The organism is Sphingobacterium sp. B29, from assembly GCF_001952815.1.
In the GTDB taxonomy this organism is placed as follows: domain Bacteria; phylum Bacteroidota; class Bacteroidia; order Sphingobacteriales; family Sphingobacteriaceae; genus Sphingobacterium; species Sphingobacterium siyangense.
This window is the reverse complement of sequence record NZ_CP019158.1, coordinates 5034344-5048544: the sequence shown is the minus strand read 5'-3', so window position 1 is coordinate 5048544 and position 14201 is coordinate 5034344. Positions and strand designations below refer to the sequence as shown.

Annotated in this window: 15 protein-coding genes; 11 read left to right on the top strand and 4 right to left on the bottom strand. The window is 38.0% G+C overall.

Features of this window, described 5'->3' with window-relative positions; genetic code table 11:
- Positions 1-336 precede the first annotated feature (336 nt).
- Positions 337-1368, top strand: a complete 1032-nt coding sequence (locus BV902_RS21630) for a hypothetical protein (protein WP_157626173.1) — start codon at positions 337-339, stop codon at positions 1366-1368.
- A 224-nt stretch (positions 1369-1592) separates the two neighbouring features.
- Here BV902_RS21630 and BV902_RS21620 read toward each other — a convergent pair whose 3' ends face one another.
- Positions 1593-1967, bottom strand: coding sequence for a hypothetical protein (locus tag BV902_RS21620; RefSeq protein WP_075993721.1), 375 nt, complete (start codon positions 1965-1967; stop codon positions 1593-1595).
- Positions 1968-2085: 118 nt separating this feature from the next.
- On the opposite strand from BV902_RS21620, the gene BV902_RS21615 reads away from it, so the two are divergent.
- From BV902_RS21615 to BV902_RS28495, 3 genes are all read left to right on the top strand, one after another.
- Positions 2086-2394, top strand: a complete 309-nt coding sequence (locus tag BV902_RS21615) for a hypothetical protein (RefSeq protein ID WP_075993720.1) — start codon at positions 2086-2088, stop codon at positions 2392-2394.
- A gap of 307 nt (positions 2395-2701) precedes the next feature.
- Positions 2702-4924: a glycosyltransferase gene (locus BV902_RS21610; protein WP_075994922.1), complete on the top strand. Its 2223-nt coding sequence runs from the start codon at positions 2702-2704 to the stop codon at positions 4922-4924.
- Between the two features lie 281 nt (positions 4925-5205).
- A complete protein-coding gene (locus BV902_RS28495; protein ID WP_257787001.1) occupies positions 5206-5328 on the top strand; it encodes a hypothetical protein in 123 nt (40 codons plus the stop codon).
- 197 nt (positions 5329-5525) lie between these two features.
- On the opposite strand, the gene BV902_RS21605 is transcribed toward BV902_RS28495, so the two are convergent.
- Complete coding sequence (locus BV902_RS21605) at positions 5526-6701, bottom strand: GAF domain-containing sensor histidine kinase (protein WP_083663722.1); 1176 nt, start codon at positions 6699-6701, stop codon at positions 5526-5528.
- Positions 6702-7078: 377 nt separating this feature from the next.
- On the opposite strand from BV902_RS21605, the gene BV902_RS28235 reads away from it, so the two are divergent.
- The 7 genes from BV902_RS28235 (at position 7079) to BV902_RS21575 (ending at position 12317) form a co-directional block, all read left to right on the top strand.
- Positions 7079-7384, top strand: a complete 306-nt coding sequence (locus tag BV902_RS28235) for a DUF892 family protein (RefSeq protein ID WP_237241773.1) — start codon at positions 7079-7081, stop codon at positions 7382-7384.
- Positions 7347-7613 (top strand): DUF892 family protein, encoded by a 267-nt coding sequence (locus tag BV902_RS28230; RefSeq protein WP_237241772.1) that lies wholly within the window; start codon positions 7347-7349, stop codon positions 7611-7613. The genes BV902_RS28235 and BV902_RS28230 overlap by 38 nt, the downstream gene beginning before the upstream one ends.
- 163 nt (positions 7614-7776) lie before the next feature.
- Positions 7777-8148 carry a response regulator gene (locus tag BV902_RS21595; protein ID WP_075993718.1) on the top strand — a complete coding sequence of 124 codons (372 nt, stop codon included), beginning with the start codon at positions 7777-7779 and terminating at the stop codon, positions 8146-8148.
- Positions 8149-8852: 704 nt separating this feature from the next.
- On the top strand, positions 8853-9527 hold the full coding sequence (locus BV902_RS21590) for a PIG-L deacetylase family protein (protein ID WP_075993717.1): 675 nt from the start codon (positions 8853-8855) through the stop codon (positions 9525-9527).
- On the top strand, positions 9524-10666 hold the full coding sequence (locus BV902_RS21585; protein ID WP_075993716.1) for a glycosyltransferase family 4 protein: 1143 nt from the start codon (positions 9524-9526) through the stop codon (positions 10664-10666). Before BV902_RS21590 ends, BV902_RS21585 begins: the two co-directional genes overlap by 4 nt.
- A gap of 11 nt (positions 10667-10677) precedes the next feature.
- Entirely contained in the window at positions 10678-11790 is a 1113-nt protein-coding gene (locus BV902_RS21580) for a glycoside hydrolase 100 family protein (protein WP_075993715.1), read from the top strand.
- A 188-nt stretch (positions 11791-11978) separates the two neighbouring features.
- Complete coding sequence (locus BV902_RS21575) at positions 11979-12317, top strand: hypothetical protein (protein WP_075993714.1); 339 nt, start codon at positions 11979-11981, stop codon at positions 12315-12317.
- Between the two features lie 163 nt (positions 12318-12480).
- Here the strand turns inward: BV902_RS21575 and BV902_RS21570 are convergent, their stop codons facing one another.
- Both BV902_RS21570 and BV902_RS21565 read right to left on the bottom strand, forming a co-directional pair.
- Positions 12481-12957, bottom strand: a complete 477-nt coding sequence (locus BV902_RS21570) for a hypothetical protein (RefSeq protein ID WP_216640388.1) — start codon at positions 12955-12957, stop codon at positions 12481-12483.
- A gap of 120 nt (positions 12958-13077) precedes the next feature.
- Positions 13078-13944 (bottom strand): chromate resistance protein ChrB domain-containing protein, encoded by an 867-nt coding sequence (locus BV902_RS21565; RefSeq protein WP_075993712.1) that lies wholly within the window; start codon positions 13942-13944, stop codon positions 13078-13080.
- Between the last annotated feature and the right edge of the window lie 257 nt (positions 13945-14201).

The window sequence follows — 14201 nt, the reverse complement described above, 5'->3', positions numbered from 1 at the left end:
GAAGAAAATTCTATGTTGAGTAATAACATGATAGAAATTTTTGTAAATCTCTGGACTTGTGCAATGAGGAATTTTGATCAGCGAATGTAATGAATATCCCTTCCATTAGTTTATCAAGTTAGCTAAAGTTGATATTGGCTGACAAATATTCTTTGCAGACTTGATTAAGATTAACTAGCTGGAGATAAAGCTACAATAAATAGCTCATATTGTATATATCAATTATGAATTCTACGAATGATGACATCGGGAAATTTGATGCCATTTATCTAAGTTTTTTGGGTAAATTGGGTTTTTCTGAAACCCCCGATTTTAAAAGAACAAAAATTTTTCTTTATGATGTACACAAAATATAATCTTAGCTACTTCTTAACCCTTATTTTGTTTTTTTGTATTGTGACTGTAGGAAAGGCTCAGGTGCTACCATTCTATAACGTTACACCTTTGGAGGACGATGATTATTTTACAAAAACTGTTTTTTCATTCAATCCTACTTTTATGAAAAGCAATAAAGTAAAAAGCATTCTACTGCAGAGTGAAGAGAAGGTTGGTATGAAATATATTTACAGTTTTAACACCGACGGTATGGTAGTAAGTATGACGAGCATACGATATAATAACGAAAAACCTGATACCGCTTTTTATACCAGATATTTTTATAATTTAAACGGACTCATCGATAAAAAAGCAAGGATAGATTATTCCAATGGTATCGTAAAAGTGAGTAGCGTCCAATACAATAAGAATAATAAAATTGATATCATCCGAACCTTCACATTGAATGCTCAGATGCCAAATAGGCCACAAAACAATGATTGGCAGGGAAAGCAATTTCCCAGAGCGGACAACATGATTTTAGAAGGCGCCTTACCTGACGAAAGCCTTTGGAAGAAAATGACAGCGAATAATGATTTTTCTTCCATGCAATATCGTTACTATACCGAAAACGAATTCGAGGCAGAAGAACGTACCGAATATTTCAATTTTAGTAAAAATAGCGGCGGTTCAGATACGTGTTATCAAAAAAAGACGTATTACTATTTGAAAGGGCATCCGGTAGTGTTGTTTCTACATAATGGCTGTGCTGTCGAGAAAACACCATCTGAATTGTATCAATTCAAAGACGGACTTTTGGTACAGCTCACTGATGCACCTTCTTCCCCTGATCCCAAAACAGAAAAGTATGTCTACGACCAAAACCGAAACCTGAAACTAATGGAAGATAGTTGGAACGGACGAAAAGTAAGTGAACTGGGAATGAGTTATGATGAAAAAGGCTTTTTGGTTTCCATACAGCGAAAGTCGGATGCTGCTAAGGCTCATTATTTTGAAGATCGCATTCTAAAGGCAATTTATAGTTTTTACTAACTCAATAACCATTGCTTCTTTTCCATATTCCATTTTCATCGAGAATTTTTAAATAACTTTTAGGCGACTCTTCTAATTGAAAACATTGAACCAGTTGATCGGTTAAGGCAGTCAGAAAGTCAAAACAAACAGAAAAGTCCTCTTTTGAGTTGTAAAAGCCACCCCACTCATTTAAGCTCCAACAAAATATATCGCCCCTGGCAGTCGTAATCGAAATCACGATGTTAGGGGGATCTACGTCGTTTTTTTTTGTAGTAATCATAGTTTTCTCCGCCCAACAATGATATTTCACGGGCAGGAATGTTGATTGCACTTATGTTTGAAAATAAAACCGAACCAAAACAGGCACTGGTAAATCCGTCCTTATTCAGCGTTAGTATTTCTGTCGATTGTCGTTCGGAGGCCGTCTTAAATAGCCTATAAATAGCTATTAAGAGGAACGGAAATAATATCAGTAACAGCCAGCTCGAGAGATCATGTGCAGGGCGTACAAGAAAAAGGGTAGTTGTTAGTGTAATAGCCAATAAAACAGTAAAAAACCAAACAAGAATGGCTGAGGTTTTGCTGCGGTTATTAAAACGAAATTGATAGCTCTTCATCGTAAGTTGAGTAAGGGGGATTTCTAATAAAAAACCATAGCCTTCAATAATAAATATATGGATATTTTATTGGTATATAGCAAATTGCATGTAAATTGCTCTTGGATTACATACTTTTATGAATGAGATCGATGAAATGTTATCCCTATATGGACTGAGCGAAAAGCGCAGTATTTTACGCTTGCTCGATGATTTTCAGGACGAGGCGGAAATTAAAGAATATTGCTGGAAGGTTTTGAGAACTTACCCTGACCTTAAGAAAGAAGCCTGGTTAATTGGACTGGAAGGGGGCGATTATATCTACAGTTTTGAGGGACATTACGTTTTCATCACGGATGATATTTGGAGTTTTAATTTAATCGCGATGAAACCAGTATTAAAGTTGCTGGTAGAAAAGATAAAAGCCTTAAAGGCATCAGGTGAATGATAGACTTCGAAATTCAATAACCTGTAAATAAGATGTCTTCATTGTTGGATGTTATAATCAACTTATCATCGATCGTAAGGACTGCCGATTTATTAAAAAAATAGTTAGGCGAACAGCTCCAGCAGACTGTTTCCTGCTTATTAAATTTTGGCAGCGTTAAATTATCGGATATATATTACTCTTGTTACCCTTATAATAAAAATTTTCTTTCAATTTATTTTTGTATATTTATAAACCTCCCTACGTGCAGCACCTTGTCAAAGATACAAGAAGATCGTATGCAAGGACTTCACTTAAAAATCCAACAATGATTTCAGCAACAAAAAGAGGAATAGCGTTCCTATCCACTTATCCTCCACGCGCCTGCGGTATTGCAACTTACACAACAGATCTAATGAAGGCTATCGCGAGTAAATTTGAAGAGTCTTATCGACTAATTCCTATACCGATAGTAGATGACAATACGTCTCAGGAAGATGGTCCACTAGGGAAATTAGATATAACAAACCCGTTCTCTTTCGACACTATTCTTGAAAACATTTTGTTTGATCAGGATATTAAATTGATCTGTATCGAACATGAGTTTGGCCTTTTCGTTGGTCAAGAAACTGAGTTCATAACTTTTCTCAAGGATCTTAATTCAGCACAACTTGCTATTGTCGTGACTTTCCATACGGTGTTGCCAGCACCAGACCGCATGCTGCTCGAACATGTATATGCCATTGCTTATAATTGTTCGCAAATCATCGTGATGACACAGGGATCCGCCGATATCCTTACTAGTACTTACAAAATTCCTACGAGTAAAATAACCGTAATAGCGCATGGCACGCATTTAGCTCCAGCGACGGATAAACACGCCATTCTTGAGCGATACAGTCTCGTGGACAAGAAAATCCTCAGTACATTTGGTTTACTTGGACCCAGTAAGAGTATAGAGACTACACTTTATGCGCTACCCGCTATTATCGAACAAAATCCAAATGTAATGTTCCTTATTTTGGGGATGACACACCCCAATCTTTTACGATATGAGGGAGAGACGTATAGAAACAAACTTGAGACAATAATAGACCGATATAACATTTCAGATCATGTCCGTTTTGTTAATGAATTTCTCTCAACAGAAAATTTATTGTCCTATCTGTCGATCACCGATGTGTATCTTTTTACGTCAAAAGACCCTTTACAGGCGGTTAGTGGAACATTTTCTTATGCGCTGAGCTCTGGCTGTCCCATTGTGTCAACACCAATCCCACACGTAAAAGAGGTTTTAAAGGAAGATATGGGGACCATAATTGATTTTGAAGCTTCTGACCAGCTTGCGGCTGCAGTCAATCAAATTTTGGATGATGAACTTAAATTAGGCAAGATTCATCGTGTGAATCTTCAAAAGATGGTTAAAACCTCCTGGCAGAACGTTGCTATAGCTCATGTTTATCTTTTTGAGTTACTTATAGATAAAAAGAGGGAAATGATATACTCAGTTCCCCCCGTCAACCTGGATCATATTTTTCGGATGTCTGAAGAACGTGGATTTGTTCAATTTGCGGATATCTCTATGCCCGACCTTGCAAGCGGTTATGCGTTGGATGACAATGCAAGAGCACTTATAGCGATGTTACATCACTATAAAATATATGAATCATATGAAACCATTGCTCTGATTCAGAAATATCTGGATTTTATAGGTTATTGTATGCAAGCAGATGGTACATTTCTGAATTATGTAGACAGGAGCGGCAATTTTACAATACAAAATAAACAGGAGAATCTTGAAGATGCCAACGGCCGAGCTGTTTGGGCTTTGGGTGAAGTGGTGGGCATGGCTAATCTTTTGCCTGAAAGGATAGTAAAACTTGCAATAGAGCTTTTGGAGCGGGCATCCAAGCATGCATTAGTTTACTATTCGACAAGATCGATGGCCTTTACCATTAAGGGCCTAAGTTTTATGAAGGGCAAAAATTATAAGGCTAGCATAGAAGTCCTGGCAGATCGTCTAGCAGCTATGTTTGAACATGAGAGCTCTTCAGATTGGCAATGGTATGAATCTTATATGACTTATGGCAATAGTGTTATTCCAGAAGCCATGTTGATCGCCTATGAGACAACTAGGGACAACAGATATAGAGATATCGCCTATCAATCCTTTGATTTCTTATTGAGCAGGATTATTGTCGACGAAGAGATTCATGTGATTTCCAACAAAGGCTGGGCACATCGTGGCCAGCTGAGAACCGAGGGCAGGGGCGGAGAGCAGCCCATTGATGTTGCTTATACTATTATTGCACTAGATAGATTCTATAAGTTTACAAAAGATGAGCAATATAAGAAGACCATCCGAATAGTATTCGACTGGTTTTTGGGACGGAATCATATTAGACAGATTGTTTATAATCCTGTTACCGGAGGCTGTTTTGATGGACTGGAAGAGCATGCTATCAATATCAATCAAGGTGCAGAATCCACCATAAGCTATCTAATGGCAAGACTTAAAATGGAGGATTATACGCACGAACCTATGAGTTAGTTTCTTTTGAACAGTAGTTGCTTCATTGTCAATTATTATTTGTATATTTAATACTATGATCTACTATTTCATATAACCCCATTTCGTAGGTCCAATATGATAAATACACTTGTTTTATCTTTAAATTCTCCACAATATATTTTCCGGAAATTTTTAGTTCAACAACTAGCTGCTAGCGTACCTCAAAGAGAGAACACGTTTTAGTTTACTTTTATTCCTCCCGATCAAGTATAAACATTGAAAAGGGAAAAGGATAATACGCACTATAAAATCCATACATCATGAGTAAAGACATTAAAAAGGAAAAAAGCACAAAAGAGAAAACGCAATCTTCTTATCAAAAAGAAAAAGATTCTGTTTCGAAAGACTTAACGGAGAATGTTTTCCGTAAAAAAAAGAAATAGGCAATTGAAAAGATAGCTTATTGTTTGCTCTTGCACAAAGGCAGATTAATTTGGAGCGGGTACAAAGGCTGGATTATTAGACCAGGCTTTTGCTCGCTTTTTTCTTTAACAAAACTGAATTTGAGTATCGTATATTATATCTTTATGATGCTTAATTGTCGAGCATAAATCCCATAAAAATATGATCAAAGCATCTATCATATTGGTATCCAAAGGGTAAAAACCACCTTTTCATCAAAGCATTTGACATGGATATCACCGCTGTGAGCCGTGATTATCTGTTTGGAAATATAAAGGCCCAATCCCAGTCCACCTTCTTTCTGGTTTTTTCTTCCAACAAAGGGCTTAAATAGGTTATTGAATATAGGCGCTGCTATCTGATGGCCATCATTTTCTATCTGGAAGATAAATCTGTCACTTTCAATAGAGGACTTTATAACGATTGTATTTTCTGCCCAACCATGTCGGAATGAATTTCCTATGAGATTTGAAAACACCTGTGCCATACGCTCATGATCGCATGTTACTGGATGTTTTGCTCCGAGATTTGTCTGTACTTTTCTGTGGGGTGCACTTGTTTGGATCTCACGAAGGGCCTGAAGGATCACTTTATCTAATTCGACCAGATTTTTGTTCAGATGTATTCCCGTGCCGAGTTTACTCCGGGCAAAATCAAGCATGTTATCTATTAGACCTTTCATTCTATAGGACGAATCATAAATAAGCTTGGCCGTTTGTTTATGTTTTGCATTCTCGAGTTTGTCGGCGAGATATTGCGATAAGGTAATAACAGCACTCAATGGATTTTTTAGGTCATGCCCCAACACGGATAATAGCGTATCCCTGCGTTCAGAGTATTGTAATTCTTCACCTAACAGGGCTTGGGTATTTTTTATTTTGGCGATCGAACCCAAATGAAAACTGATCAGTTCAGCTAGAAGTTCAAATAGTGGTGCTATTCGTTCTCTATCAATTGACACGGCTTTATAATCTATCGTGCAGAGGGTTCCAAAGAACAATCCATCATTGTCAACGATCGGGAATGCGATATAACTTTTAAAACCTTTTGCATGCAATTTTCTTTTCCAATCTTCATTTTCACAGTGGTCGATATCGGGGATAATAATAGGAGCATGTTTATCATGTGCCTCATCTCCTAAGGTGTAATGTAATTCGAGCTGCTGCCCCGCTGTTACTCCGACTCCGAGCGAATCCCGTACAGCACAGGCTATCCATTGATGGCCATTGTGAGAGGTCACCAGCCCTAGATCCATTCCTGTATATAGACATATGGTGTTCAATATATTCTTTACTGCAGGAATATCTTCGATCCGCATGAGCAAATGGGAGATGGTATCATTATTTTCTTTCATATCTGTTGCTGTTGGTGAAATCGAAGTCAATATCAATGACCAAAATATATCACTTTGTAAGGAATGACTATATAATTACAAATTGTAGAATAAGATGTTTGATTTTCTGTTCGAATCTTGTGTTAGCGGACTTTATGTCTAAATATAAGCAAAATTTAATCGTTTTTTAGAATCTAAATGTATCAGAGAGGGGGGATCCCAATTGGAGATACTTATTATTCCAGTTAAAAAGATCTTGATTTTCAATACAAAAAGATGTTTTTATACGTCTTCGTTGGAATATACACGTGAAATGCAGGTGATAGCTCTGCTAATAGAACTAATACTGTTCGATGGATGTTCTAATTTAAAAGCTCTAGGGCAATAAACTTTAAAAAATGGAAACAACAACTAAAAGTAACGCAAGTGAAAAGTCTGGAAATGGAACGATGACGAAACAATCCACAGACCACACGAAAAAGCGTTCAGGATCCGATGCTGCAAAAGATTTGGCCGAGCTATTTGAAGACGGGCTTAAAGATATTTATTGGGCGGAGAAAGCTTTGATAAAAGCATTGCCCAAAATGGAAAAAAACGCTACCGCTGAGAAATTAAAAAAAAGCGATTTCCAAACACCTTTTGGAAACCGAAGATCATGTGAAACGCTTGGAACAGTGCTTCGATATTCTGGAGCTGAAGCCTAAAGCAGAGCGATGTGCTGCAATGGCAGGGTTGATCGAAGAAGGTGAACATATTATCGAGGAAACCGAAGAAGGAACCGTTAGAGATGCAGGTATTATCGCAGCTGCCCAAAAGATTGAGCATTACGAAATTGCCACATATGGTACGCTCGCGGCATTTGCTAAAGTCTTGAAGTACAATGAGGCCATTCAGCTTTTGCGTGAGACTCTTTCAGAAGAAAAAAAAATGTGATTCTGATTTAACTGCCTTGGCGGATACCAACCTCAATACAAAAGCTAAATAAGAGTTACTAAACAAAAAAAATGGATGGATCTTACGTCTGTAAGATCCATTTTTTATAAATGATGATCTCTGAAAAATGTATCTCTGATCAATAGAATTTAAAAAACTCAAGATGAAGAAGAAAATTGTGGTGTGTGATGATGATATAGAAATACTGAATGCATTTTCTATAGTATTGGAGGATCAAGATACGATAGTTATAACGGTAGCGAATAGCTTAGTTCTGATAGACGTGTTGGACAGTATAGATGCTGATATTCTTTTTTTGGATATTCATATGTCTGCACGTAACGGAGACCAAGTACTGCGAGACCTCAGGAGTTCATCTAAACATGATAAGCTGCCCGTAATTATGATTTCAGGTCATATCGATGGACGGAGTATTTCAGTGGAATGTGGAGCCGATGGATTTTTAGCTAAACCTTTTGATCTTATCGACTTGGAAAACTATATACGGAGATTTGTTTATGAAAGTGAATCTTAATATCGTATTTGGTCTCAAACCGTTTAAAATTCCGTGGTCCTTGCATCGTAAATCAAATGAGTAGCAAACAATTATTTAAAGACAAATTATAAGCAAGCTTCGTTTAACATATGATGACTTTAATCCCAATGGATATGCAGACAGGAAAATAATCATTCAAAATATGGTAAGCCGTCGTTGCAAAATGATGGTAAAGTCTGAACTCGACAAATTGGGAATACTTTATAAATCCATTGAATTAGGGGAAAAACTCCTATTAAGAAAGCGAAAAAATCTCGAAGAACTTTAGTATTATATCGGAAAATCTACCAATTATATAACAAATTTGTCTAAATGTATAACGTGTAGTGGGGTATAAATCAGAACTTTATTATGAATCGATAATACTATTATTTAGTAAATTTTAAGCTGATGGAGACAGGTATACAATTGAAGATCAAGTTCCTGAGTGAATAGATGGACCACCTACTCATTTAGCAAAGCAAAAAACTACTGAAGATTCAAAAAGTACAAACAGACTATTTAGCACATCTTTTAAGAGAGTTGAAGAAAAAATAGTAACTAAAGAACGATAGCTGATATGAGATACAAATTAGCAGAAATATATACGGATTATAGTGTGATAGTGGAGGAAGGTTCATCCGATGACAATATGCTAGATTCTAGCTGATACATCAGCCTAAGAAAATTAAAGGATAAAAGAGATGAAAAATGTTATTCCATCCATTGTTGCCGATACAGCCTCGGCAAAAAAAAGAATAGCTGTAATCGTTGCGCATCCCGACGATGAGACACTTTGGGCAGGCGGTACAATTCTCGAACATTTTGATTGGCAGGTGTATGTAATAAGTGTATGTCGGGGCGATGATCCCGACCGTGCTTTAAAATTCGATGCTGCACTTAGAGTGCTACGAGCAAATGGTGCAATGGGATGTCTTGATGATGGGGTCCGACAGGTGCCGTTGCACGAATCCGAACTTCAACAGACTATTCTCGCACTGTTGCCACCTATTGTTTATGACCTCGTGATCACACATAATCCTTCAGGCGAGTATACTTATCACAGACGACATGTTGAAGTTAGCGAAGCCGTTATAAAGCTCTGGAAAAACAGAAAGATAAAAAGCAAGGAACTTTGGACATTTGCCTATCACGATGGCAATCGTCAGTTTTATCCGCGACCACATAAAATGGCTCCGATAAAAAATCAGCTCAATCTTGCAATTTATGATACCAAGTATGATATTATGAATAGAATATACGGTTATCCAAAGGAGGGCTGGGAGGTGATTACAACCCCGAGTACAGAAGCGTTTTGGTCATTTACAGATACCGGAAAGGCTATGGTTTGGTTGTCTAAAGGAGGAGTATTGGTATGAGAGTCTTATTATTATACGATTACCCACCATCTCCGGGGGGCTTGTCCACACAGGGCGATCTACTTTATAAGGGATTGCAGGCAATAGGTGTTGATGTTCATGCGGCGCATTGGCAATCTTGTCAGGAGAAAGAATGGTATTATGATTGGTTCAAGCCAGATGTTGTCGTTGGTATTGGATATTGGGGGCATGTTCCGTCGATCGTCGTGCATCCGCAACTTTTTGGAAGAATAGCTGTACCATGGCTTGTAGCCGATGGATATATTGCGAATTATAATGAAATACTTAACGAATTACCACTTATTTTGGTTACTTCTAATTGGGTTAAACAAATGTATGTTAGGGACGGCATTTCAGGAGATAAGATAGAGGTGCTTCCTGTAGGTTGTCCTACGGATTCTTTTGTCCCACATGCGTATTACGATCCCAAAATCGTTGCGGTACGAAAACAGCTTGGCGTGTCGCCAGACGAGATTATGATTCTAACTATTGGTGGAGATGCAGCTTCTAAAGGCGCAAATGAAGTTATGGAGGCACTTGCCTTAATCGACAGGGATGTGCTTCCATGGAAATATGTTTGTAAAGTATGGCCACAGCCGCGCACCTCTTTTCAAAATCAATCTGATCACGACCTCGCCGAACGATTAGGGATTAGTAAAAAAGTAATATATGCAACAAATACTGTTTCGCGCGATTTTATGCCCTATCTAATCGGTGCTTGCGATATCTACGCAGCTCCTTCCAGATTGGAGGGCTTTGGTATGCCCCAGGTTGAGGCAGGGGCATGCGGTAAACCTGTTGTTGGTATCCGTGCGATGGGCATGCTTGATACACTCGTTCATGGAGAAACGGCTCTTTTAGCAGGGGTAGCCAAAGAAATTGTCGTCGACAACGTTATACTAGGTACTGAATCTGGTTATGAGGACAATCATATTATCCATTTTGATATACCTCGTACCGTAGATTACAGGGCGGACGTTAATGATATTGCAGATTGTTTGTCTAGATTGATGCGAGATGCGTCCCTTCGTACTACAATGGGAGCAGCTGGGCGAAAAAGAGTTGAAGAACGATTCGACTACAGGGTAGTAGCCAAGCGATTTGTTAAAATCATGGAAAAATATTTCAAGATCAACTAATTAGAGGAGCAATGCTTACCGAAAAACAATTTGAGGAGATCAATGCTGCAAAGCTAGCTGCTGAAGGAGTATTGTTAAATAATAGTAGTGGGCCATTCCATCACCTTCCGCGCACGGCGGGCTGGGGGTATCCGGAACCTTATACCCGGGATCTTTTATTTTCAATCCTTGGCATTGCTAGTACTCATAATATGCAGCTTTATGATAGTATAAAGAGTGTTTTGAAAGTTTTAGCAATCACCCAGACAGTACATGGCCATATACCATCCATTGTCTATGATCCTAACAATTTGGGGGCAAGTGATACAACACCGTTGTTTCTCATGGCTGTAGGAATATACCGCAAAATGACAGGAAATACAAATTTTCTAGGGCGTGCCGTTAACAAGTCGCTACGTTGGATGACGTACCAGAGTCCTACGGATGACGGGGTTGTTGCCCAGCAACCCACTAGCGACTGGCGGGACGAACAGTGGGTATTGGGGTATGGGTTGTATGTTAATGCCATATATCACAATGCTCTTCAATTATTAGGTTATCAGGAGCGTGCTGATAGGCTCGCAAATGGAGTGAATATTCTATTTGCTAATGAAGATCAGTATTATGCCCTATGGACATATAAATTATACCATAGCGGAAAGTTTGATCTGCTGGGCAATAGCCTTGCCATACTTAGCGGGATAGCATCTTCCCAAAAGGCAGACGCCATCATAGATTGGGTGGAATCCTCCTGCAAGTCTATGCAGAAAGAAGGACAGTTAGCTATAGATCTGCCCCCTAATTTTTTCCCATTTATTTGTCCGGGAGATAGCGAATGGCATGAACGATATAACCAGTACAATCAACCTGGCGATTATCACAATGGTGGAATATGGCCTTTTGTCTGTGGTTTCTATATTGCCGCCTTAGTGAAAGCACAGCGATTTGATCTAGCAGAGGTAAAATTACTCTCACTCACAGTGCTTGTTAAGAAGGCTGTAGATTTTAGATTAGAATACGGTTTCAACGAATGGATCAAAAGTCAAGATGCAATACCTAGTGGACAGGATTGGCAGACCTGGAGTGCAGCTTTATATCTATATGCTGCCAAATGCGTTGAAAGTCGGACGGTGCCTTTTTTGTAAATGTTCTATTCACCGTTACTCCAAATAAAGTAGATGCACGTTTAAATTTTACAGCGCAAATTTCCATTTTGACTGTTAAACTTAATATCGAAATTTCAACATTTTTATTTCCCATTTTTGGAAGTCATCGGTTCCTAAAAAACAATATTCTGTTCAACGCTGTCTTATATATAACATAAACAAAGCAAATGAATTTTGATCTCATTAAGTGTGAAGACCTGCAGCAGGCGATACATATACCCAATACTACCGACGACCATAATGAAGAAACATGGTTTGTAAAATTTGGTGAGGAAATAATAGGTGTTGGCCTTTTTTCACAACAAAGCACGAGCTGCGTTTTGGCAATTGTTGGCGATAGCTATGACGATAAGAAAATACTTGGGGAAATTGATGCACATGATAAAGTGATTATTGAGGGATTGAATATCGCTTTTGAAGGCTACTTAAGATCCATCCGTGGTGATGTCGTCATCGGCGAAAAGCAAGTGGATGATTTACCTCTCGATAATCAGAAGTTGGATTAATATTCAGCTATTCTAGAGCTTACTGGCCTTAGAAGAAGTCGTCCACTCCCCGCAAAGAGTAGGCGCGTTTTGAGGACAGTTCTACGTGAAGGAGACTTTTTAAAATTAGCCATAAGCCTACAAACAATGGATTGAGAAACGAAATGTTTATGATAAGAAACCGCTAGAATATGTAACCGAATTGAAAAGCAGCCGATACAGTAGTACGCTGTTCATTACCAAACCTAATTGGAAAAGGGATTGCTAGAAAAAGTTTTCCGACCTGACCATGCGTGATAATTTTACTGACGACAGGTGTGATACCGTATCTTCCCGAAGTTTCAAATGCAGCTCTTCCTACAAATGTAAAGTCTTTGCCTAATGGAAATAAAATACCTGGATGAAATAGAAAGTTACTCATTTTGCTCTTCCCACTTTGAACTTTTATATAAGGAACCATTTCTATAGAAAATCCCAAGTGTCCTGATTTAAGCACGTTTAAGCCTGTAGGAATGCCGACTAGATAGCTGTCTTTAAAATTTGTGGTGAACTTACTTGCAGAATATGACACGATAGGATGTACAATACCGATATAAGTATTCAATTTGAATGCTTTATCATTTTGCTGAGCCAATAATTTTGAAAAAATATGTACTATCATAAAAAAGGATAGACCTATCTTAAACTTGAATGTCGGGTGGTGTCGATTATTTGGGAACATATAGTCGCATTATACTGTATATACAAGTATAAAGAATGCAGACCTGCCTAAAATAGAACGTTATTTACCCTTTTGTATATTCTTTACTTTTTTCGTGTTTTTTTTTCGATATGTGGAGGGATTACAACCCATAAACTTGTTAAAGATACGTGTGTAATGGCTCTGATCCGAGAAACCTGTCAAATATGCAATTTCCGTTAGACTTAGAGAAGGATCTTCCATCAGTTCAATTGATTTATCAATACGTTTTTTACGGATATATTCACCGAAATTGAGGTTATCGAAATATTTTGAAAATTCTCTGGATAAATAGCTTGGACTAATGTCAAGTCCTTCCGAAAGCTGACTTAAACTGAGTGCAGTATTTGTATCAATTTGATCTTGTATCATTTGCCGTAGCGCAACAGTCCACTCGGGAGATTTTTCCTGTTGTTTTTCATTGAGGTAACGATGATAAATTTGAAGGAAGATGTTTTCGATAGGATTCTCTCTGCTATGCCGTAATTGATAGAGATGTTTGGACCAGCTATACAGACCATCATAGATGATCATTCCAAGGTCCAATAACTGATAATCATCTTGAACATTGTAGGCTAAACCCGAAAAAATAGCTTCCAGTCCGGCAGATTGTGCTGATATATCATGTCTGTCCGTATCTGCGCCCCGAACGATGGCTGCTATCCGAATTAATGCCGGGTCCTTTATATTATGCTTTTTGATAAAATAATCAAATGTGCATTGATCATCATAATGCGTATATTCAACATTGGGAATATCGAATGGTACGGCACCAGTCCTAGTGGCGATTTCATGAATCTCATCGGTCGGGACAAAAAGTATATTTGCCTCCGGATCTATAAACCTTTTTATGATCCATGGGCACGCTATTCTATCTATCTTTGGGCGCTCTCGAGTTATCCAATCCATTATATCTATGTGAGGTTTAAATTATTATTAAGATCGGTATTTTTAGAATAAAACTGCTTTTCTACTTAGATTTTTGAAAAAGAACATCGCTGCAATCGCAAGTAGTAAAGTCATATTCTTTCAATATTTGAATTGTTGTCCCGATTTATCGTCTCCAATCTTGCTTCGAAATTTTCTAATTTTTGTCTTACAATTTCAATTGCTGTCGGTGATTTCAGAACCAAAGTTGCGCCCCTTTTTGAGTAAATATACTATGA